Below are 21,126 nucleotides of genomic sequence, written 5' to 3'. Positions count from 1 at the left end.
CATTGGGTCCTCGAGGAAAATCGAGCGACAGAGCCGTGCTTTGAGAAAGCCTAGCGGTAGGTCATGAAAGCGATAACGACGCCGGCAACTACAAGGCAACCGCCAATTCGGCGCAGTTGCGTGTCTGGCTGTTGGCTTAATTGAGCAACCATGTTTCTCCAGCCATTGGGTGCAATCAAGGGCCCCAGCCCTTCAACGATAAGAACAAGCCCGATTGCGAGCCAGATAGAATTAGACATGTTGCTGCCTTTTGCCTGTAAAAAGATAATAATATCAGCATCTTTACGGATCTTCGCGGTGTCATTGCAAATTTGCTTGTCGTTAGCTTTAACAATTATGAACAAAAAATGACTGCAAGAAATGTGATTCGGTGCTAGAATCCATTTTTAATTAGCAACAGAAATTGGAAAGATGGGAAATAACGTAGTCGTTCTAGGCACCCAATGGGGTGATGAAGGTAAAGGTAAAATCGTTGACCTTTTAACTGAAGATGCAAAATACGTGGTTCGCTACCAAGGCGGTCACAATGCAGGTCACACACTTGTAATTGACGGTGAAAAAACCGTTCTTCACTTAATTCCATCAGGTATCCTACGCAATAACGTTAAATGTGTTATTGGCAACGGTGTAGTATTATCGCCTGACGCACTTCTTAAAGAAATGAAACCTCTTGAAGATCGCGGTATCCCAGTACGTGAGCGTCTTTTCATCTCTGAAGCTTGTCCTCTAATTCTTCCGTACCACATTGCAATCGACAACGCGCGTGAAATCGCTCGTGGCGCTAAAGCTATCGGTACAACGGGTCGTGGTATCGGTCCTGCTTACGAAGATAAAGTTGCTCGTCGCGGTCTACGCGTTGGCGACCTTTTCGATAAAGAAGCATTTGCTGAGAAGCTAAAAGAAGTTATGGAATTCCACAACTTCCAACTAGAGCACTTCTACAAAGCTGAAACAGTAAGCTACGAAGAAGTTCTTGAGCAAGCGATGAGCTACGCAGACATGTTAACTGCGATGGTTATCGACGTAACTGATGAACTAGACGCAGCACGTAAGCGCGGCGACAAGATCATGTTCGAAGGTGCTCAAGGTACGCTACTAGATATCGACCACGGTACTTACCCATACGTAACGTCTTCTAACACGACTGCTGGTGGTGTTGCTGCAGGTTCTGGTTTTGGTCCTCGTCACATCGGTTACATCCTTGGTATTACTAAGGCTTACTGTACTCGTGTTGGTTCAGGTCCATTCCCAACTGAGCTATACGATGGCCTTGAAAAACAAGACCCAGTTGGTAAGCACCTAGGCGATGTTGGTCACGAGTTTGGCGCAACGACTGGTCGTCTACGCCGTACTGGTTGGTTCGATGCTGTTGCTATGCGTCGTGCAATCCAAATCAACTCTCTATCTGGTATCTGTCTAACTAAACTAGACGTTCTAGATGGCCTAGAAGAACTAAAAATCTGTACTGGTTACAAGATGAAAGATGGTTCTATCCTAGAAGTTTCTCCAATGGCTGCTGAGTCATTCGAAGAAGCGACGCCAATCTACGAAACAATGCCTGGTTGGTCTGAAAACACATTTGGTGCTAAATCTATCGACGCGCTTCCACAAGCTGCTCTAGATTACATCAAGCGTATCGAAGACTTAACTGGCGTTCCAATTGATATCGTATCAACTGGCCCAGATCGTAACGAAACTATCATCAAGGTTCACCCATACGGCGCATAATGCCCGCTGAGTGATTACCAGGCACTAACCGTGCTGTGGTAATTAAAGTGCTCTGATAATGAAATAGTTTTCTAAAAGCCGACTTTATTAAGTCGGCTTTTTAATACCTGCAATTTAGCCACGCACTCTTTGATGGTGATCTTTTAAGCGTCATCAGGCAAAATATTGCCCATTAGCGGCAAGTTTTGTCTAAAGCCGTCAGGGTTATTGCCGATACAGATATCATGGAAAGTGAAGTTCACCCTGTTTTGTGCGTGTAGAAATCCTCTGCGGCCCTCAATAGATAACTTTAGCGACAGATAATAGAGTGCAGGTATGAAGCTACGAATTGTAGCAGCTTCATTGATAATGGCGCTGAGCTCACCCTTGAGTCATGCAAATTTGACTGACGTGGGAGAGCCCGTTCCAATATATACAGAAGCTGAACTGATTAATTTAATCGAGAATAATCAACACCTAGAGCGAGTGAAAGCTGATAAGTGCCAGTTAGTTGAAGATATCGTTGCTCGTGCAACGCGTATTAGCTTGCCTTCTTATGAGTTTTTATACGGTGATATGTTGGCTTGGGGCGTGTGTGTTCCACAAGATGTCGAGCTTGGCATTTACTATATGGAAAACGCGGCGCATCAAGGTTTACCGGCTGCACTAGAGCAGCTAGGTCGTTATTATTCTCGTGGAACCTTGGTTCAACAAGACAAAGAGCGCGCGATTCCGTATTTACGTGAAGCGGCCTCTATGGGTAACCTAAGTGCGAGTATTCACCTAGCGGAACTCTTGCTGCGTGATTACGGTAGCCCGTTAGATTATGAAGATGCTTACCGCTGGTTATACAACTCGGTGACTGCGGATGATAGGCAACACAAACGCATCACCGTGCTTCGAAGCGGTCTGGAACAGAGAATGCCGGACAATATTATCGCTCGAGCAAAACGTCGAGACGTGTTCTGGTAATTACGAATATTAATTAAGGTTAGATGGTGAACGACTGCACTCGTTAACCATCTATCTTGATATAGAAAGATACCGTATTAAAAAGGCCTCGTAGGTAAATACCTATGAGGCCTTTTTTGATCTTAACGGTAAACCGCTTATCTCACTCGGTGGCGTTATTGAACAACTTCACCAGATTCAATCACCGTCTTACGAACGACTTTGGTGAAATCGAGTGCTTCTTGGCGAATCTTATCTTCATCGACCGTTAGCATGTCGCGGTCTTGCATGATGATCTTACCGTCAACGATGGTGTGGCGAACGTTACCCGAGTTAGCTGAGTAAACTAATGCCGAGTATGGGTTGTAGACTGGAACCATGTTTGGCGCTTTCGTATCGATCACTATGATGTCGGCGAGTTTACCGGCTTCAAGAGAACCGATCTTATCTTCCATGTGTAGCGCTTTTGCTGCGCCCATTGTTGCCATATCGATCACTTTGATCGGCGGCATTGCGGCACGATCTTTATTAACCAGCTTGTGAACTTTAGCGACTTGGTTGAATTCATCAATGGTGCTCAGTGTGTTACCAGACATTGGGCCATCAGTACCTAAACCAATACGAACGTTTTCGTCATACATCTTAAGCGCAGGAGATACGCCTTTAGCTGACTTGATGTTGGCACTCATGTTGTGAGCCACACCCATATCCGATTTTTTCACCAGCTCGATATCATGATCGTCAACGAGGATCATGTGTGCACCCACCAAGTTTTTGTTGAGTGCGCCAATGCTGTCCATGTATTGAACTGGTGATAGCCCATCTGAACGCTCGGCGATTTTCTCTTCTTCACGGTGTGATTCTGCTAGGTGAATCATTACTGGTACATCGAGCTCTAGAGAGAGCTTAGAGATCTTCTGCAGTATCTCTGTGGTGTTGGTGTAAGGCGCATGTGGTGCAAATGCAGGTGTGATACGCGGGTGGTCTTTGTATTCTTCAATGAAATTCAGCGCGTATTGGATGCCTTCTTCCGCGTTGGCAGCGTCTGCGACTGGGAACTTAATCACGGTTTCACCAAGAATGGCACGCATACCGATCTTATCGACAGTTTTCGCAACTTCATCTTCGAAGTAGTACATGTCGGCGTAAGTCGTGACACCGCCTTTCACCATTTCAACGTTACCGAGATTAGCGCCAATGCGTACCATGTCTCGCGATACCAGTTTCTTCTCTAGAGGGAAGATATAACGGTGGAGACGGTCAGGCACATCATCGGCCAACGAACGGAAAACCGTCATCGATACGTGAGTATGAGTATTGATAAGACCCGGCATCACGATATCGCCATCCACGTCTAACACTTGTTTCGCTTGGTACTGCTTCTCTAGTGAAGCATCACCAACGGCAATGATTTTGTTGTCTTTTACGACAACAGTACCGCTCTCATAAACCGTTTTGTCTTGGTTCATGGTTAGAACCATCGCATCGGTAATCATCAAGTCAGCTTTTTCCATTGCTGAACTCGCAAATGGAAATAGAGCGAGGCTTGCCATTGCTGAAGCCAATAGGGTGCGTTTTAGTTTCATATCAATACTCAGAACAGGAGTTGGTAAAGTGTCGGGATAATAGTGTATTTCATTCATGGCGCAAACGTTTGTTTTATCGTTTGCTTGAAATTTTGATGATAGTCCGTCTCTATGAAGCGATGTTTCACAAAGTGAAGATATGTATCAATCTTAGGTTATTTTAGGCTTTTCCAAAGCATATCTGTAGCTTACCCCTAGCATCAGATATACTAGGGGTATATACATTCCTTGCTTAAGCAGGCCCGCCTATGTCAAAAAACACACCAATGTCAGAAAACACGACAGCGACAACCACTGTTGATCCTTTTGCCGACCGAGAGTCGAAAAATTACGAAAACCCAGTACCAAGCCGAGAGTTCATTATTTCGTTTCTAACAGACGCGAATATTCCAATGAACCGTAACGATCTATTCGAAGCTTTGGGTTTGGCTGGAGAGGAACAATATGAAGGGCTGCGTCGTCGTTTACGTGCAATGGAACGTGATGGACAGCTTATCTTTACCCGTCGTCAGTGCTACGCATTGCCTGAGAAGATGGAATTGATTAAAGGCTATGTGATTGGTCATAAAGACGGTCATGGTTGGGTTCGCCCAGACGGCAGTGTGGGTAAAGACAATGATATCGTGTTGCCGCATCACCAGATGAAAACCATCATGCACGGTGATTACGTACTGGCTCAGCCTACTGACAACAGTAAACGTGGTCGTCGTGAAGGTCGTTTGGTTCGTGTTCTTGAAGAGCGCAAAACGCCACTTGTTGGCCGCTTCTTCCTAGAATACGGCCATTCTTACGTGGTTGCTGATGATTCTCGTATTAGTCACGACATCCAGATCCCTACTGAGCATAAAGGCGGTGCTCGAATGGGTAATGTGGTTGTGATTGAAATTACGGATCGTGGTGGTCGTTCTCGTAACATGATGGGTAAAGTGACCGAAGTTCTTGGTGAAAACATGGCTCCGGGTATGGAAACGCAGATCGCGATCCGTACTCACCAGATCCCACAAGAGTGGCCTGAAGCGGTAGATAAGCAAATCGTAAACCTCGGTGAGCATGTTCCTGAAGAAGCAAAAGAAGGACGTGTTGATCTACGCAAACTGCCATTGGTTACCATTGATGGTGAAGATGCGCGTGACTTCGATGATGCGGTTTACTGTGAAGCGAAGAAAGGCGGAGGCTGGCGCCTGTGGGTAGCGATTGCTGACGTAAGTTACTACGTTCGCCCAGATACCGCGCTAGACAAAGAAGCGATTAACCGTGGTAACTCGGTATACTTCCCGTCACAAGTTGTGCCAATGCTGCCAGAAGTCCTTTCTAATGGCCTATGTTCATTGAACCCTCAAGTCGACCGTTTATGTATGGTGTGTGAGATGACTATCTCAGACAAAGGTAAACTGTCGGGTTACAAGCACTACGAAGCGGTAATGAACTCTCATGCCCGTCTGACTTACAACAAAGTTGGCGCTATCTTAGATGGTAATGAAGAACTTCGTGAGCGTTACGAGCCTGAAGTACCACATCTTGAAGAGCTTCATAAGATGTACAAGGTACTTAAGAAAACGCGTGACGAACGTGGTGCGATTGAGTTTGAAACGGTAGAAACTAAGTTTATCTTCAATGCGGATCGTAAGATTGACCGTATTGAACCCGTCATCCGTAACGATGCACACAAGATCATCGAAGAGTGTATGATTCTTGCGAACATCGCATCGGCATCTTACGTAGAAAAAGCGAAAGAACCTGCACTGTACCGTGTTCACGATACTCCGGGAGAAGAGCGCTTAACTGGCTTTAAGAGCTTCCTTAGTGAGCTAGGTTTAACGCTGGAAGGTGGCCTGTCGCCATCACCAGTAGACTATGCACAACTGATGCAACAGATTAATGAGCGTGAAGATCGTGAGTTAATCCAAACCATGCTACTGCGCTCGATGAAGCAAGCGGTATACAACGCGGACAACGCAGGTCACTTTGGTTTAGCTCTTAAACGCTATGCTCACTTTACCTCGCCAATTCGTCGTTACCCAGATTTGCTATTGCACCGCGCGATTAAGTACCTTATTGCGAAAGAAGAAGGCCGTCAGAGTGAGCGTTGGACGCCAACCGGTGGTTACCACTACACTTTCGATGATATGGACTTCTACGGCGAGCAGTGTTCAATGACTGAGCGTCGTGCTGATGATGCTACGCGTGAAGTGAACGACTGGCTGAAGTGTGAGTACATGCAAGACCATGTCGGCGAAGTGATGGATGGCGTAATTGCTAACGTGACTGGCTTCGGCTTCTTTGTTCGTCTCACTGAACTGCACATTGATGGCTTGGTACATATCTCAGCGCTAGCGAATGATTACTACCAATTTGATGCTGTTGGTCAGCGTTTAGTCGGTGAAAGCTCAGGTAACATCTACCGCTTAGGTGATTCGGTTAAAGTGAAGGTTTCTGCGGTTAATCTAGAAACTCGCCAAATCGACTTTGATTTAGAAGACACCGATCGTCAGCCTCGTGGTAAAGGTAAAACGGCCAAGAAGCGTGCAGCTGAAGCGATGAAAAAGGCGAAAAGCAAGAAGCGTTCAGCGGTGAAGAGTAATAAGCCGGGTGTACCAGCGACGCCTTTAGTTGAACCGACTAAGCGACCAGACGGTAGCTCTGAAAGTTCAGCTAAGAAGAAGTCAGCGAATAAAACCGGTGCTGCGAAGGCGCGAGCTAAGAAAAAGCGTACCGCAAGCCGTAAGCCAAAGGCTGATAAGTCTTAAGTTATCGTTTTACAATGACAGCAAGGCTTAACGTCTAACGAATTTAAATGCGAGAGTATCAGGCGCAAGACGCATACTCTCGAAATAAACAACACAGGGGTGGGTGCATCGGGTTTGATGTCATTCATCTCTGAGCAATAAGAGTAACCAGAGACAATGAGTAACGAATTTATTTACGGTATTCACGCGGTGAAAGCCGTACTAGAAAAAGATCCAGCGCGCTTTATTGAAGCGTACGTGCTTAAAGGTCGTCAAGACGATCGTCTTCTTCCATTACTGAATCAACTGCAGCAATTTGGTGTGTCGATTCAACAAATGGGCCGTAAGCCGCTTGATGAAAAAGCCCAGGGTGCAAATCACCAAGGTCTTATTGCTAAGGTGAAGCCTGCTAAGCAGCTTAATGAAACTCACCTAGACGATATCCTAGCGCAGCACGAACAGCCTCTGTTGTTGGTTCTAGATGGCGTAACAGACCCTCATAACCTAGGTGCTTGTCTACGTAACGCGGATGCTGCGGGTGTGGCGGCTGTTATCGTACCTAAAGATCGCTCTTCGCCGCTAACGGCAACCGTAAGCAAGGTTGCTTGTGGCGCAGCTGAAACCGTTCCTCTAGTACGCGTAACCAACCTAGCTCGTACAATGCGTGCACTGCAAGAGCAGGGTGTATGGTTCGTGGGTACCGCAGGTGAAGCAACGCATGATATCTATCAAGCGAAGCTAACGGGTCCTCTTGCCGTTGTGATGGGCGCAGAAGGTGACGGCATGCGTCGTTTAACGCGTGAAACCTGTGATGACCTGATTAAGATTCCAATGTCAGGCAGCGTGTCGAGCCTAAACGTTTCGGTAGCATCAGGCATCTGTCTGTTCGAAGCGGTACGTCAGCGCCTAGCTGAATAGCGTTAAGCTGAGTCAAAAGGCAAAACGACTCTAAGTCTATGAATTTATTAGCGCTCACCACTTGCTGGTGGGCGTTTCTTTTTAGGCTGTTATGACGGAATCGTTTGGTTTATCAGATGGCTAGATGGCGAAAGAAAAACTGTTTCATTATTAGCCAAATACCGCTTGCCAATACCGGGTTCTTTCTATAATATTTGCCGTCCTTAAAACTCGGTCATTTTTCTTTAGTTCCTTGCTTCCCTTGGACGACCGAGCCTTTCGTGGAAGCTAATAATCCGTAAGGAGCAACCAAATGCGTCATTATGAAATCGTATTCATGGTTCACCCTGATCAAAGCGAGCAAGTTGCTGGCATGATCGAGCGTTACACTGGTTCAATCACTGAAGCTGGCGGTACTATCCACCGTCTAGAAGACTGGGGCCGCCGTCAAATGGCTTACCCAATCAACAAACTTCACAAAGCTCACTACGTTCTTATGAACGTTGAAGCTGGCCAAGAAGTGATGGACGAGCTAGAAACTGCTTTCCGTTTTAACGATGCAGTTCTACGTAACATGATCATGCGCACTAAAGGCGCTGTGACTGAGCAATCTATCATGCTTAAGCAAAAAGAAGAGCGTGCAGAGCGTGCTCCTCGTCGTGATGACCGTGAAGAACGTGCACCACGTCGTGAAGAAGAAGCTAAGCCAGAAGCTGCTGCTGAGTAATTCTTTTTTGGCCTTTTAGGTCATTAAATTTTATTCAACTCGTTTAGGTATTTTCACTACAAGCATTTGCTTACGCTTATTTATAAGCCTGTGTTAATACCGCATTATTAAATTTAGATCAGGAGATAGCCCATGGCTCGTTTCTTCCGTCGTCGTAAATTCTGCCGTTTTACTGCAGAAGGCGTACAAGAGATTGACTACAAAGACGTAGCAACTCTAAAAAACTACATCACTGAAGCTGGTAAAATTGTACCTAGCCGTATCACTGGTACAAGTGCTAAATACCAACGTCAGCTAGCTCGCGCTATCAAGCGTTCTCGTTACCTAGCTCTACTACCGTACACTGACAAGCATCAGTAATCGGTAATAGTTAACAATAGTTTAAGAGGACTAAGATAATGCAAGTTATTCTACTTGATAAAATCGGTAACCTAGGTGGCCTTGGCGACCAAGTAAACGTTAAATCTGGTTACGCTCGTAACTTCCTTATCCCACAGGGTAAAGTAGTTATGGCAACTAAAGACAACGTTGCTATGTTCGAAACTCGCCGTGCTGAACTAGAAGCTAAAGTTGCTGAGCAACTAGCTGCTGCAGAAGCTCGCGCAGAGACAGTTAACACTCTAGAAGGCGTTACAATCGCTTCTAAAGCTGGTGACGAAGGCAAACTATTCGGTTCTATCGGTACTCGTGACATCGCAGATGCTATTACAGCAGCTGGTGTTGCAGTAGTTAAGAGCGAAGTACGCCTACCTGAAGGCGCTCTACGTAACATCGGCGAATTCGAAGTAAGCATCCAACTTCACTCTGAAGTTTTTGCTACTGCGAAAATCGCTATCGTTGCAGCTGAGTAATTTCAGTACCAAGACGAATTCTTTCTTTTGAAAGTTTTAAACACCAGCTTCGGCTGGTGTTTTTTTATGTCTGAAATATAGGAAAACATAGCGAAGGGGTTATGGTAAGTAAAAAGCTTACAGTGATCCAAAAGCTGTTATTGCTGAACAGGCTGTTCTCAAGGTTAGAAGTGGCCTAAAGATTAGAACTGCTCTTGAGATTAGAACTGCTCTTGAGATTAGAATAGTTCTTGAGACTAGAACTGCTCTTGAGATTAGAATAGTTCTTGAGACTAGAACTACTCTTGAGATTAGAACTGAAAGAGCAGGTTAATCGACAGCACAGAGTCTTCTTTGCTTAATCCGTGAGGCACTTTATCGTGGTATTGACGAGAGTGAGCAATCTTCAGTGCGATATTGTCAGTAATATCGTTGATCGCTTCTAATTCAGTATCAAATTTCAGGTTACTGTGGCCAGATACTAACGTCACATCAGCCTTGAGCTGCAAATTCTTCAACACCTGCCATGATGTATTCACATTGCCACGGAAAATCGCCTCTTCAACAATCTCTGGGAAGATGATGTCATCGTCGTCCAATTCATCGAGATTAGGTTCTTGGTAACGAAAACCCGGTCCGACTTCGACTTCCAACACAAACTCTTCAGTGTTCGAGAACTGATAACCCAAACCACTAGAGATTGTGTAGTCTTTAAAGTAAGCACTGTATCGTGAATCGACACCTTTAAAGCTGCCGTAGAGGTAGGTTTTAGGGCTTAACTTGTAGTCACTCTGAGCCGAGTAAGTCGATTGCCTTTTATCTTCTTCACCGTCTTTGTAGAGGTTGTAGTATTTCCATTCGCCACTGGTTCTATGACGGCCAGCCGTATACTCACCGTTTAGGCGGGCATTTAGCGATCGTGAATCAGAATTACCAGTATGCGACTGATACCCAAATTCGACTTCCGTCTTGAGTGGGTTCGGCAGTTCTGTGTCACTCGTATCACTTGGTGCGATATCCATATCTTTTTCAGGTGTCGGTGCAACGACGATCGGCTCAACAGTAGGTTCTGAAACTACTATAGAGTCGAGGATTGCATCGACAGAGGCTTTAGCATCATCATCAGCTAAGGCCAACGGAGAGCTCAGAAGGCTGGTGCTTAGAAGACCAGAGCTTAGAAGACCAGTGCTCAGAGCCAATAATTTGGACACGCATACCTCTAGTTATACAGTGAGTGAATGGCAGGATCGTAATGCTACCCTTGGTTAATTCCGTCAGCAATAGGTAAATTCTTCCTGAAGAATAAAACAAACGCTTAGGAACGGATTACAAATGAGTGTTCTTGGGTATAATGAACGATCATTATTAGTTATTGAGTGTAGTCATAGTGGATACCAAAAGTCAGAAATCAGCCAACGATCAGGTGGACGCCATCAAAGTCCCACCACATTCATTAGAAGCTGAGCAATCTGTTATTGGCGGTTTGTTATTGGATAACGAACGCTGGGATACAGTTGCTGAAAAGGTTGTGGCCAAAGACTTTTATAGCCGTCCTCACCGTCTGATCTTTGAAGCGGTAAAGGATATCCTTGAAGAAAGTTCTCCTCTGGACCTGATTACACTCTCTGAACATTTAGAGCTTCGTGAGCAGCTAGAAGACGTAGGTGGCTTTGCTTACCTTGCTGACTTAGCCAAAAACACACCCAGTGCCGCTAACATTAATGCGTATGCAGATATCGTGGCACAGCGAGCACTGGTTCGTAGCTTGATCGGTGTGGCGAATGAGATCGCGGATTCTGGTTATGACCCTCAAGGTCGTACATCGGAAGAGCTGGTTGATCTTGCTGAAAGTAAAGTCTTCGCGATTGCAGAAGGCCGAGCAAGTGAAAACGAAGGTCCACAAAACGTTGATAGCATTCTTGAGAAGACGCTAGAACGTATCGAAATCTTATATAAATCGCCACAAGATGGTGTTACTGGTGTCGATACTGGCTTTAACGACCTCAACAAGAAGACAGCAGGCCTACAGGGTTCTGACTTAATCATTGTTGCTGCGCGTCCATCGATGGGTAAAACCACCTTTGCGATGAACTTGTGTGAAAACGCAGCGATGAAGCAAGATAAGCCAGTGTTAATCTTCTCTCTAGAGATGCCAGCTGAACAGCTGATGATGCGTATGTTAGCGTCACTTTCTCGTGTCGACCAAACCAAGATTCGTACCGGTCAATTAGACGATGAAGATTGGGCGCGTATTTCGTCGAGTATGGGTATTCTGATGGATAAGAAGAATATGTATATCGATGACAGCTCGGGTCTAACGCCAACCGAAGTTCGTTCTCGTGCTCGACGTATTGCACGTGAACACGATGGTATCTCAATGATCATGATAGATTACCTTCAATTAATGCGTGTTCCTTCATTATCAGATAACCGTACTCTTGAAATTGCCGAGATTTCTCGCTCATTGAAAGCGTTGGCGAAAGAACTGAACGTTCCGGTTGTCGCACTTTCTCAGCTTAACCGTTCCCTAGAGCAACGTGCTGATAAGCGCCCAGTAAACTCGGATTTGCGTGAATCAGGTTCTATCGAGCAAGATGCCGATTTGATCATGTTTATCTATCGTGATGAGGTTTATAACCCAGACAGTTCACTGAAAGGCATCGCAGAGATCATCCTTGGTAAGCAACGTAACGGTCCGATCGGTTCGGTTCGTTTGACATTCCAAGGTCAACACTCCCGATTTGATAACTATGCAGGCCCTGCATTTGATGATGAGTAATCGCTAATGACTTACATGAAAGCAGCGACGGCAAGCATTGACTTAAACGCGCTCGAACATAACTTGAACCAGATAAAGTCGAAGGCTCCACAGTGTAAAGTTATGTCGGTTGTGAAAGCGAATGGCTACGGGCACGGCTTACTGCATATCGCCAAGCACTCTAAAAACTCAGATGCTTTTGGTGTGGCGCGTATTGAAGAAGCCTTACAACTGCGAGCTGGTGGCATTGTTAAACCCATATTGTTGCTGGAAGGGTTTTACTCTTCGGGTGATTTACCCATCCTGGTGACCAATAACATTCAAACTGTGGTGCATTGTGAAGAGCAATTAAGCGCGCTTGAGAATGCAGATTTGGAAACACCTGTCGTGGTATGGCTTAAAGTCGACAGTGGCATGCACCGATTAGGTGTTCGCCCTGAGCAATACCAAAACTTTGTTGAGCGTTTGCATCAATGTGCGAATGTTGCCAAACCTCTACGTTACATGAGCCACTTCGGTTGTGCTGATGAACTTGATAGAGCGACCACCGTTGAACAGACTGAGCTTTTCTTATCTCTCACTGATGGTTGTGAAGGTGAGCGTTCACTTGCTGCCTCTGCGGGTCTATTGGCTTGGCCTAACAGCCACCTTGATTGGGTTCGTCCGGGAATCATCTCTTACGGTGTTTCGCCTTTTGCTGATAAATCGGCACAAGAACTTGGCTTTAAGCCTGTGATGACTCTGACCTCACATCTGATTGCGGTTCGTGATGTGAAAGCGGGTGAAAGCGTAGGTTATGGCGCTAACTGGACCAGTGAACGTGATACTAAGGTTGGCGTGATCGCGATTGGTTACGGTGATGGTTATCCACGCATGGCTCCTAACGGCACTCCAGTGTTCGTTAATGGACGAAAAGTACCGATCGCAGGACGCGTGTCAATGGACATGCTAACGGTTGACCTTGGCCCTGATGCTGCAGATAAAGTCGGTGATGAAGCGACATTATGGGGTAAAGATTTACCTTCAGAAGAAGTGGCAGAACATATCGGCACTATCGCGTACGAGCTAGTCACTAAGCTGACTTCGCGTGTTGCGATGGAGTATGTGAAGTAGCTATGGATCTTGTAAACTAAATGATGTTCAAGCGAACTACTCGACACTGGCTAACGTCAGCTATGGCATTGCTCGGTGTCAGTTTTTCTTCTTCTGTCTTGAGCGAAGAAAAAGATTCAGCCTTTGTCCCTTTCTATTTTAGTACTGAAACTTTGGGCAATACCTTTGGGGTTGCGGGTGTCGCAAAGGGCGTTTGGCAACCTCAAGCCGCTCTGTTTGGTATGGCACTCTATTCAGACAAAGACAGTTATGTCGGTTTTCTATCGGCCTTTAACTACGCTTTGTCTGAGAATGTTTTATTCAGTACTCAGATGTACCAAGCGCGCTTCAACGACAATCCTTATTACATTGGCTCTCAAGGCGACAACGATTCATCTATTGATGATAAAACCATTGCCGATGGCTTAGAGCAAAACTATCAGTTTGAATTCAAGTATTTGCTACCTTGGGGCAATGTTGCAGAACATGGCTTGTTAGGGGCTTTTCAGCCAATCAAAGATGTGAGCTTTGCTTCGCCCGTCGAGTCGGGTGTCAGCTCGATTATCTTCACGCCTTTTTATACGGCACGTGAGCTAGAAGGTTTAAACAACACGGAAGAGGCGACAGGCTTTAGTCTGGCATTGGATTGGGATAACCGTGATAGCACACGTAACCCAACCACGGGCTCTCATACTAATCTTGAATTCACGACCGGCGCAGAAAGCTGGTCTAACGATGATTTATGGTTGAAGTGGACGTTCCAAAACAGTCAGTACTTCGCATTAGGCCCTTTAGGTGACCTGTTCGACCAACAAGTCGTGGCACTCGATTTCTATACCGCTGATACACCAACCTGGGATAACTGTTCTGGGCAAGATTGTGCTCGTCCACCGGAAACGGAACAAGCTCGACTTGGTGGTTTATATCGCTTACGAGGCTATACCGGAGGTCGCTACCACGGACGTTCTGCGGTTCATTACTCTGCTGAGTACCGAGTGATTCCTGACTGGCAACCTTTGGGTGATATCCCACTGATTAACTATTACGATTTGCCTTGGTGGCAATGGGTGGCGTTTGCAGAAGTCGGGCGCGTTGCGGATGAGTACGATATAAAAACACTGCACTCGGATATGAAATGGAGCCTAGGCGGCGCGGTTCGGTTCCAAGTGGAGGGTATTGTTGTTCGTGCTGAGTTAGCTCGAGGTGGTGATGAAGGGACCTTTAGGGTCATGATAAACCAGCCTTTCTAATCTGGTTTTACTAACTCGAATATCTCATGTTTTTAAAGGGTGATACATAACTGTGTCACCCTTTTTTGTTTTCTATCATTATGTTTTTAATGATTTTTTATAGCTGGTTACTTAAGGTTATTCACCTTGAATGGTCGCAATAACCGTACGGCTTCCACCACAATCTCGGTGCTCTCCTAAGTAAATGCCCTGCCATGTTCCTAAAGCTAAACGACCATTGCTAATTGGTATTGTCACACTGGTGCCAAGTGTCGATGCTTTAATGTGGGCTGGCATGTCATCATCGCCTTCATAGGTGTGTCTGTAGTAGGGTGCTCGCTCAGGTACAAACTTATTAAAGTGTGATTCCATATCGGTACGGACGGTAGGGTCAGCGTTCTCGTTTAGCGTAAGGCTGGCAGAGGTATGTTGGATAAAAAGATGTAATAAACCAACAGATAGAGAATTGATATCGTGTATCTGTTGTTCAATTTCATCAGTAATGAGATGAAATCCACGCTTTCGTGCATTTAGGTGTATAGTCTTCTGAATCCACATACGCCATCCTTTATAATGTATTTGGAAAAAAAGTGGTTTAACGCTATCTTTTGAACTTGAATTTATCAGGTATCGCTCACATTTAATTATGTTAGAGCTAGAGTCTGTACCGATTCTTGTATCAGGAAATCGAATCCTGATTTATCTCAAGGTACAGCTCTTCATATGCGGCATAATACGTCGTGAAAAAAAATTACAAAGAATCTTTCAGTGGTGACGCGGTTTGGTCATCACAGAAAAATATAAACTTTCGCCTAATCGGGGGTTCTATTCATCACCCAGGTGACGTTTAGAATAAAACCTACAGTAACATCGGGATAGATACCATGTTGAAAAATATCAACCCAACGCAAACACAAGCGTGGAAAGCTCTAACTGCACATTTTGAGTCTGCTCAAGATATGGATATGAAAGAGCTGTTTGCTCAAGATGCAAAGCGTTTCGAGAGCTTTTCTACTCGTTTCGGTTCTGACATCTTAGTGGATTACTCTAAGAACCTTATCGATGCTGAAACGATGCAGCACCTATTTGCTCTTGCGAACGAGACTGAAGTTAAGTCTGCAATCGAAGCAATGTTCGGCGGTGATGCAATCAACAAGACTGAAGGTCGCTCAGTACTTCACACTGCTCTACGTAACCGTAGCGACAACCCAGTAATGGTTGATGGCAAAGACGTAATGCCAGCAGTGAACGCAGTACTAGCAAAAATGGAACTGTTCACGCACCGCATCGTTTCTGGTGAGTGGAAAGGTTACACAGGTAAAGAGATCACTGATGTAGTTAACATCGGTATCGGCGGTTCGGACCTTGGTCCATACATGGTGACTGAAGCACTTACACCATACAAAACTCGCCTGAACATGCACTTTGTTTCTAACGTAGATGGCACTCACATTGTTGAGACACTTAAGCCTCTTAACCCAGAGACAACGTTGTTCCTAGTAGCATCTAAGACATTTACGACTCAAGAAACAATGACGAATGCACACTCTGCTCGTGATTGGTTCCTGGCTGAAGCAGGTGATGACGCACACGTAGCTAAGCACTTCGCAGCGCTATCAACTAACGCAACATCAGTTGCTGAGTTTGGTATTGATACTGACAACATGTTCGAATTCTGGGACTGGGTTGGTGGTCGTTACTCACTATGGTCTGCAATCGGCCTTTCTATCTCTCTTTCTATCGGCTTCGATAACTTCGCTGAGCTACTAGATGGCGCATACGAGATGGATAACCACTTTGCTTCAACTGAGTTTGAAAGCAACATTCCAGTGATTCTTGCTCTTATTGGTGTTTGGTACAACAACTTCCATGGCGCTGAGTCAGAAGCGATTCTACCTTACGATCAGTACATGCACCGTTTTGCTGCTTACTTCCAGCAAGGTAACATGGAATCAAACGGTAAGTTTGTTGACCGTGAAGGCAACCCAGTAGAATACCAAACAGGTCCTATCATCTGGGGTGAACCTGGTACTAACGGCCAACACGCTTTCTACCAACTGATTCACCAAGGCACTAAGCTGATCCCATCAGACTTTATTGCTCCTGCTATCAGCCACAACCCAGCATCTGATCACCACCAGAAGCTAATGTCTAACTTCTTTGCTCAAACTGAAGCACTAGCATTCGGTAAGACAAAAGAGACAGTGGAAGCTGAATTCCTAGCGGCTGGTAAAACAGCTGAAGAAGTGGCTGAGCTTGTACCTTTCAAAGTATTTGAAGGTAACCGTCCAACGAACTCTATTCTTGTTAAGCAAATCAACCCTCGCTCTTTAGGTAACCTAATCGCGATGTACGAGCACAAGATCTTTGTTCAAGGCGTTATCTGGAACATCTTCAGCTTCGACCAATGGGGTGTAGAACTTGGTAAGCAACTAGCAAACCAAATTCTTCCAGAGCTAGCTGACGATGCTCAAGTAACATCTCACGACAGCTCAACTAACGGTCTAATCAACGCATTTAAAGCGCTGAAAGCTTAAGACTGTTTAAGTAACACCAAGTAATAACTGTAAACGCCAACCTTTCGGTTGGCGTTTTTTATGTCCGTTGATTTTACGGCAATAAAAAAGGCTGACGTATGTACGTCAGCCTTTCGTTTTTTATTTACTCGATTGTCTCTATTCGAAACAGATCTCGATGAAGGCGTTACCCCACTGAGATGTGAAAGGCATGATGATAATAGCACCTTCACACTTATGACGAATGGTGTGGCCTTTACCTGAAACGACGATCGGCGTTGCCATGTCGAAATCAAAGCCGCTTTCTGCAAGAATACGTTTTGCACCACCAGTCACCATATTAGTGATTTCACCCACCATATCGGTCACTTCTTCGTTCAAGCCATTTGGTCGTTCACCCAACATGTTTTCCATGATTTCTAGGGCAAGACCTTCATCAAAAGTGATCGACATTGAGCCACGAGATTGTGTGCCAACCATACCAATTAGGCCGGATACATCACCACGAGCGATCTCATCTTTCTTAACTCTTGGTTTTTGTGGCTTTAATTCTAGAGAAGCCATCGTTTTTAATACGTTCATCAAAGAAGCTAAAAACGGGTTTACAAATTCAGCGCGCATAATGTTCTTCTATAATCTTATTCTTTCATATCGGAGGAGCAAGTTTGGCAAATGCCATGCGACTCAATGACTTGATTAGTCAATTTAAAGCCATGCTTCTCAGCGTTACTAGCGAGTAGAGTGACAAGCGCATCGTCTTGTAATTCTACCACAGTGCCACATTTATCGCAGATCAGTAGTTGGGAGAAATGTTTATTGGCATTGCAAGAACAGCAGCATATAAAGCTATTGGTTGATTCAACTCGGTGAATGAAACCTTGTTCCAACAAGAAATCCAAAGCGCGATATACTGTCGGAGGCTTGGCTTGTGGTTCACTGACTTTCAATTGCTCTAACAATTCATAAGCACTAGAGGCTTTTTTATTAGAGAAAATGAGCTCAAACACTCGCTTTCTCTGAGGTGTTAATCTAACGCCTCGAGATGCGCATATCCCTTCAACTTGCTCTATTAATGTGTGGTCCAAATTTTTCACCATTCAATCGGACATCCCTATTCAAACCCTATTTCTAGGTTACTACGTTTTGGGAGCCAATGATTTCTATTAAAGTCAGGTACAGAGCGTATTGTGACCCACGACTTTGAATAAGACAAGGTAACTCAAAATGACAGTGTGACTCAAGGCATAACTGATTAATGAGGCTGAATTAGAGATCTGGTGAATGTGTTTATAAAAAAATGTGCAATAAGGTGCTTTTAATAAAAAGCTCTCAATCGACATTGGCTTGTCATCGACTAAGAAAGGTTTAGCGTTACTGGGCGCGGGAGCGGCTTTGGTTGCTGGTCACCCTGAGCACATCACCGCAAGCGTATCGGCAGATGGTGTTCAATTCGGTGGCATTATTGGCGCAAGTGCTCCAATAGTATTTGGCCTATGGGAAACCCTACACAATGAGTTCAAGTAATGGCAGAGTATCAAACACTAATCATCGCAGTGGTCAGTGCTTTATCTAGCGGGGTAGGTGTAGGTATTACACTTAAAACCGATGTTAAGTGGCTTCGGCTGATGATGGAAAAGATGGATGAGCGTTTGACTCGGCTTGAAAATGGTAACGGGTAAAAGAGACAGCCTTGCGACTGTCTCTTTAAGTTATTCTTTAATCAAGTCTGCGACTGTATTGACACAGTAAATTAGACCTTTGACAAAAAAATCAGGTCTTAATTTGAAAATAGTAAAGCCAGTGTTGAAGACCTTACGTAGTAAAGCTTGGACGCTTTTTGGCAACATAATCACACCTATATGGTTGTGTTAATTTGATTGCCAAGCCTGTATCCACGTTCTATAGTCTCGTTGTCAGATATTGAAACTTAGATATCTAGTAGTCACTTTTTGAGTAATTGGCGTTACTCTAGACTTGGCTTCGAATTCGAACCCTGCCTTTTGGTGGGGTTCTTCGTTTCTGGTTAAAATAAATCAGATTACCTGTACAACTCTCCTCTCTAAACGGTGAATAAAAACACAATATCCTGTGTTTTTTCTTTCAAGGTTTACAAGATAGAGCTGCAAGCCACTATTTTCAAGGTAAAGAAATGGGGTGGTCTGTGGATAAGTGGTTGATTGTGAAAAAACTGTAAGTGACTACTTACTGGCGGTGATATAAGCGGCTTGATTGGATGGAAATAGTGTTTTAAGGATGCTTTACTTTTGCACGCCCCTAAAAAAAAATCCCTTGATCTTTGGGTGAAATGTATAACCTTGTTTTTTAGCTGGTATTGCATTTAAGTGGCTAAATTTTTTAGTTTTTTTACTGTCAATCATAGTGTTTTGACTTTGAAGTTTATATAAGAAAATTGCACGTAAATACATTGGGGTAATAAGTTTTGAAGCTGGCTTTCCAGATCCCACCAGAAGACCAAAAGATCTACAATAAAAACGTTGAAGTTAGACTTCCTGATTCCGCTAAAAAGCCTCCGTTAAACTTTCTATATGTACTAAGGCCTAATTTCAGTACACCAAATATATTTAAGCTTGTTCTTTTTTATGTAAGTTTTGGAGAAACAATTGAGTATAAACTTGCCATAAAATGTTCAAGTTTCGATGCTCTGTCACTTGGGCTACTTCTTCAATAGAGTAGCTCTTTGCAAACAACCGACTGCTCCCTCCCTTCGTAGGTCGTGATACCTCAAATCCTCAATACCCAATTCATTTCTTACTCGCTGCAAACCTGCGCTAACGCTTCGTGAGTTGTATGGAAAAATAAGTTCGTCTTTGTTCCTGAATGTTTTCGATTCCCTGTGTATAATCGCCGAATTATTTTTGACTACAATGTCCACTGTGAAGCGTGATTCACCGCTTTGAAGTGTTCTTTTTTTAATGCTAAATGATGCCTTCGTTCCACCCCGTCAATACGTACTATATGCGTACGGAACGGGTGAGTTTGCGGCAGAACTAGCGAGTTTCTGTATATATATGCAGTGTATAGATTTTGAGTAACGCTTTATGAAACCTGACAATACCAGTAAATACGCGGCTAACCGCTTATCCGTCGCTCCAATGTTGGATTGGACTGACCGCCACTGTCGTTACTTTCACCGTTTGCTTTCTCAGCAGACGCTTCTGTACACAGAAATGATAACAACGGGTGCGATCTTACATGGTAAGGGCGACTTTCTAGAATATAACGAGCAAGAACATCCTCTTGCACTTCAACTCGGTGGTTCAAACCCGGTTGATCTGGCGGCGTGTGCCAAGCTTGCTGGTGAGCGTGGTTATGATGAAATCAACCTTAATGTCGGTTGCCCTTCCGACCGAGTTCAGAATGGTCGCTTTGGTGCTTGCCTAATGGCTGAGCCTGAGCTGGTGGCAGATTGTGTGTCGGCAATGAAAGAAGTCACTGATATTCCAATTACCGTGAAAACGCGTATTGGTATCGACGACCAAGACTCTTATGAGTTCTTAACTAAGTTTGTTTCGACGGTTTCTGAAAAAGGCGGCTGTGAGCAATTTACTATTCACGCGCGTAAAGCGTGGTTGAGTGGTCTTAGCCCGAAAGAGAACCGAGAGATTCCACCGCTAGATTACGATCGTGCATACCAAATCAAGAAAGATTTCTCTGATCTTGTGATTGCCGTGAATGGTGGCGTTACTACTCTTGAGCAAACTAAAGAGCACTTGCAACACCTTGATGGTGTGATGATCGGTCGTGAGGCTTACCATAGCCCGTTTATCTTGGCTGAAGTTGATCAGCAGATCTTTGGTTTAGACACGCCAATTAAGAAGCGCTCACAAGTGGTTGAAGAAATGTACCCGTACATTGAGCGTGAGCTTTCAAATGGTGCAAGCTTAGGACACATCTCTCGTCATATGCTTGGTTTGTTCCAAAGCATGCCGGGCGCAAGACAATGGCGTCGCTACATCAGTGAAAACGCACATAAGAAAGGTGCAGGTATCGAAGTGATGCAGACAGCATTGGCTAAGATCCCTAAAGAGCTAAACGTATAACCTCCCTCGAGGTTAAAAGTTCGAGCTTAAAAGCCCAAGCTAAAAA

General features: G+C 44.7%; 20 protein-coding genes and 1 pseudogene. 14 read left to right on the top strand and 7 right to left on the bottom strand.

Going from position 1 to position 21,126, the window contains the following annotated elements:
* Positions 1-50 precede the first annotated feature (50 nt).
* The gene (locus H5300_RS19005; protein WP_026012244.1) at positions 51-239 is read right to left on the bottom strand and encodes a DUF2065 domain-containing protein; all 189 of its coding nucleotides are present in this window, start codon (positions 237-239) and stop codon (positions 51-53) included.
* Between the two features lie 172 nt (positions 240-411).
* Between H5300_RS19005 and H5300_RS19000 the strand changes: the two genes are divergently transcribed.
* Both H5300_RS19000 and motX read left to right on the top strand, forming a co-directional pair.
* Positions 412-1,728 (top strand): adenylosuccinate synthase, encoded by a 1,317-nt coding sequence (locus tag H5300_RS19000; protein ID WP_017078237.1) that lies wholly within the window; start codon positions 412-414, stop codon positions 1,726-1,728.
* A 315-nt stretch (positions 1,729-2,043) separates the two neighbouring features.
* Positions 2,044-2,679 (top strand): flagellar protein MotX, encoded by a 636-nt coding sequence (motX, locus tag H5300_RS18995; protein WP_004735859.1) that lies wholly within the window; start codon positions 2,044-2,046, stop codon positions 2,677-2,679.
* A 155-nt stretch (positions 2,680-2,834) separates the two neighbouring features.
* Here the strand turns inward: motX and H5300_RS18990 are convergent, their stop codons facing one another.
* Positions 2,835-4,244, bottom strand: coding sequence for an amidohydrolase (locus H5300_RS18990; RefSeq protein WP_029224282.1), 1,410 nt, complete (start codon positions 4,242-4,244; stop codon positions 2,835-2,837).
* A gap of 248 nt (positions 4,245-4,492) precedes the next feature.
* Here H5300_RS18990 and rnr point away from each other — a divergent pair, with 248 nt between their 5' ends.
* The 5 genes from rnr (at position 4,493) to rplI (ending at position 9,445) form a co-directional block, all read left to right on the top strand.
* On the top strand, positions 4,493-6,991 hold the full coding sequence (rnr, locus tag H5300_RS18985) for a ribonuclease R (protein WP_017078239.1): 2,499 nt from the start codon (positions 4,493-4,495) through the stop codon (positions 6,989-6,991).
* A 156-nt stretch (positions 6,992-7,147) separates the two neighbouring features.
* A complete protein-coding gene (rlmB, locus tag H5300_RS18980; RefSeq protein WP_182796602.1) occupies positions 7,148-7,888 on the top strand; it encodes a 23S rRNA (guanosine(2251)-2'-O)-methyltransferase RlmB in 741 nt (246 codons plus the stop codon).
* A 292-nt stretch (positions 7,889-8,180) separates the two neighbouring features.
* A complete protein-coding gene (rpsF, locus tag H5300_RS18975) occupies positions 8,181-8,594 on the top strand; it encodes a 30S ribosomal protein S6 (RefSeq protein WP_004735855.1) in 414 nt (137 codons plus the stop codon).
* Positions 8,595-8,726: 132 nt separating this feature from the next.
* Complete coding sequence (gene rpsR, locus H5300_RS18970) at positions 8,727-8,954, top strand: 30S ribosomal protein S18 (RefSeq protein ID WP_000090472.1); 228 nt, start codon at positions 8,727-8,729, stop codon at positions 8,952-8,954.
* 38 nt (positions 8,955-8,992) lie between these two features.
* A complete protein-coding gene (gene rplI, locus H5300_RS18965; protein WP_004735854.1) occupies positions 8,993-9,445 on the top strand; it encodes a 50S ribosomal protein L9 in 453 nt (150 codons plus the stop codon).
* A gap of 290 nt (positions 9,446-9,735) precedes the next feature.
* On the opposite strand, the gene H5300_RS18960 is transcribed toward rplI, so the two are convergent.
* A complete protein-coding gene (locus H5300_RS18960) occupies positions 9,736-10,635 on the bottom strand; it encodes a DUF481 domain-containing protein (protein WP_029222163.1) in 900 nt (299 codons plus the stop codon).
* 176 nt (positions 10,636-10,811) lie between these two features.
* Here H5300_RS18960 and H5300_RS18955 point away from each other — a divergent pair, with 176 nt between their 5' ends.
* Genes H5300_RS18955 through H5300_RS18945 form a run of 3 tightly spaced genes read left to right on the top strand, consistent with a single transcriptional unit; the run spans position 10,812 to position 14,524 of the window.
* Positions 10,812-12,203: a replicative DNA helicase gene (locus H5300_RS18955; protein WP_004735852.1), complete on the top strand. Its 1,392-nt coding sequence runs from the start codon at positions 10,812-10,814 to the stop codon at positions 12,201-12,203.
* A gap of 6 nt (positions 12,204-12,209) precedes the next feature.
* Positions 12,210-13,295 carry an alanine racemase gene (gene alr / locus H5300_RS18950; RefSeq protein ID WP_017080826.1) on the top strand — a complete coding sequence of 362 codons (1,086 nt, stop codon included), beginning with the start codon at positions 12,210-12,212 and terminating at the stop codon, positions 13,293-13,295.
* A 23-nt stretch (positions 13,296-13,318) separates the two neighbouring features.
* Entirely contained in the window at positions 13,319-14,524 is a 1,206-nt protein-coding gene (locus H5300_RS18945; protein WP_029224181.1) for a BamA/TamA family outer membrane protein, read from the top strand.
* 117 nt (positions 14,525-14,641) lie between these two features.
* Here H5300_RS18945 and H5300_RS18940 read toward each other — a convergent pair whose 3' ends face one another.
* Positions 14,642-15,061, bottom strand: coding sequence for a secondary thiamine-phosphate synthase enzyme YjbQ (locus tag H5300_RS18940; protein ID WP_004735849.1), 420 nt, complete (start codon positions 15,059-15,061; stop codon positions 14,642-14,644).
* A 326-nt stretch (positions 15,062-15,387) separates the two neighbouring features.
* On the opposite strand from H5300_RS18940, the gene pgi reads away from it, so the two are divergent.
* Entirely contained in the window at positions 15,388-17,040 is a 1,653-nt protein-coding gene (pgi, locus tag H5300_RS18935; protein ID WP_182796601.1) for a glucose-6-phosphate isomerase, read from the top strand.
* 138 nt (positions 17,041-17,178) lie between these two features.
* Here pgi and H5300_RS18930 read toward each other — a convergent pair whose 3' ends face one another.
* Both H5300_RS18930 and zur read right to left on the bottom strand, forming a co-directional pair.
* Complete coding sequence (locus H5300_RS18930; protein WP_004735847.1) at positions 17,179-17,640, bottom strand: chemotaxis protein CheX; 462 nt, start codon at positions 17,638-17,640, stop codon at positions 17,179-17,181.
* Between the two features lie 17 nt (positions 17,641-17,657).
* Complete coding sequence (gene zur, locus H5300_RS18925; RefSeq protein ID WP_004735846.1) at positions 17,658-18,116, bottom strand: zinc uptake transcriptional repressor Zur; 459 nt, start codon at positions 18,114-18,116, stop codon at positions 17,658-17,660.
* Between the two features lie 247 nt (positions 18,117-18,363).
* On the opposite strand from zur, the gene H5300_RS18920 reads away from it, so the two are divergent.
* Both H5300_RS18920 and H5300_RS18915 read left to right on the top strand, forming a co-directional pair.
* Entirely contained in the window at positions 18,364-18,543 is a 180-nt protein-coding gene (locus H5300_RS18920; protein ID WP_182796600.1) for a hypothetical protein, read from the top strand.
* Positions 18,543-18,698, top strand: coding sequence for a hypothetical protein (locus H5300_RS18915; RefSeq protein WP_182796599.1), 156 nt, complete (start codon positions 18,543-18,545; stop codon positions 18,696-18,698). Before H5300_RS18920 ends, H5300_RS18915 begins: the two co-directional genes overlap by 1 nt.
* A gap of 903 nt (positions 18,699-19,601) precedes the next feature.
* On the opposite strand, the pseudogene H5300_RS28025 reads toward H5300_RS18915, so the two are convergent.
* Positions 19,602-19,852 (bottom strand): annotated as a pseudogene (locus tag H5300_RS28025) (tyrosine-type recombinase/integrase); the annotation flags it as partial.
* 226 nt (positions 19,853-20,078) lie between these two features.
* Here H5300_RS28025 and dusA point away from each other — a divergent pair.
* Positions 20,079-21,080, top strand: coding sequence for a tRNA dihydrouridine(20/20a) synthase DusA (gene dusA / locus H5300_RS18910; protein ID WP_017080832.1), 1,002 nt, complete (start codon positions 20,079-20,081; stop codon positions 21,078-21,080).
* The last annotated feature ends 46 nt before the right edge of the window (positions 21,081-21,126 follow it).

Source organism: Vibrio sp. SG41-7 (assembly GCF_014164465.1).
Taxonomy (GTDB): Bacteria; Pseudomonadota; Gammaproteobacteria; order Enterobacterales; family Vibrionaceae; genus Vibrio; species Vibrio splendidus.
This window is presented reverse-complemented; position numbering and strand designations above follow the sequence as displayed.

Excerpts from the sequence above, each read along its gene's own strand:
- H5300_RS18915 (WP_182796599.1), top strand. The coding sequence starts at position 18,543 with ATGGCAGAGTATCAAACACTAATCATCGCAGTGGTCAGTGCTTTATCT.
- H5300_RS19005 (WP_026012244.1), bottom strand. The coding sequence starts at position 239 with ATGTCTAATTCTATCTGGCTCGCAATCGGGCTTGTTCTTATCGTTGAA.
- rlmB (WP_182796602.1), top strand. The coding sequence starts at position 7,148 with ATGAGTAACGAATTTATTTACGGTATTCACGCGGTGAAAGCCGTACTA.
- H5300_RS18930 (WP_004735847.1), bottom strand. The coding sequence starts at position 17,640 with ATGCGCGCTGAATTTGTAAACCCGTTTTTAGCTTCTTTGATGAACGTA.
- dusA (WP_017080832.1), top strand. The coding sequence starts at position 20,079 with ATGAAACCTGACAATACCAGTAAATACGCGGCTAACCGCTTATCCGTC.
- H5300_RS18945 (WP_029224181.1), top strand. The coding sequence starts at position 13,319 with ATGTTCAAGCGAACTACTCGACACTGGCTAACGTCAGCTATGGCATTG.
- rpsF (WP_004735855.1), top strand. The coding sequence starts at position 8,181 with ATGCGTCATTATGAAATCGTATTCATGGTTCACCCTGATCAAAGCGAG.
- H5300_RS18940 (WP_004735849.1), bottom strand. The coding sequence starts at position 15,061 with ATGTGGATTCAGAAGACTATACACCTAAATGCACGAAAGCGTGGATTT.
- rnr (WP_017078239.1), top strand. The coding sequence starts at position 4,493 with ATGTCAAAAAACACACCAATGTCAGAAAACACGACAGCGACAACCACT.
- motX (WP_004735859.1), top strand. The coding sequence starts at position 2,044 with ATGAAGCTACGAATTGTAGCAGCTTCATTGATAATGGCGCTGAGCTCA.
- H5300_RS19000 (WP_017078237.1), top strand. The coding sequence starts at position 412 with ATGGGAAATAACGTAGTCGTTCTAGGCACCCAATGGGGTGATGAAGGT.
- rpsR (WP_000090472.1), top strand. The coding sequence starts at position 8,727 with ATGGCTCGTTTCTTCCGTCGTCGTAAATTCTGCCGTTTTACTGCAGAA.
- rplI (WP_004735854.1), top strand. The coding sequence starts at position 8,993 with ATGCAAGTTATTCTACTTGATAAAATCGGTAACCTAGGTGGCCTTGGC.
- H5300_RS18990 (WP_029224282.1), bottom strand. The coding sequence starts at position 4,244 with ATGAAACTAAAACGCACCCTATTGGCTTCAGCAATGGCAAGCCTCGCT.
- pgi (WP_182796601.1), top strand. The coding sequence starts at position 15,388 with ATGTTGAAAAATATCAACCCAACGCAAACACAAGCGTGGAAAGCTCTA.
- alr (WP_017080826.1), top strand. The coding sequence starts at position 12,210 with ATGACTTACATGAAAGCAGCGACGGCAAGCATTGACTTAAACGCGCTC.
- zur (WP_004735846.1), bottom strand. The coding sequence starts at position 18,116 with ATGGTGAAAAATTTGGACCACACATTAATAGAGCAAGTTGAAGGGATA.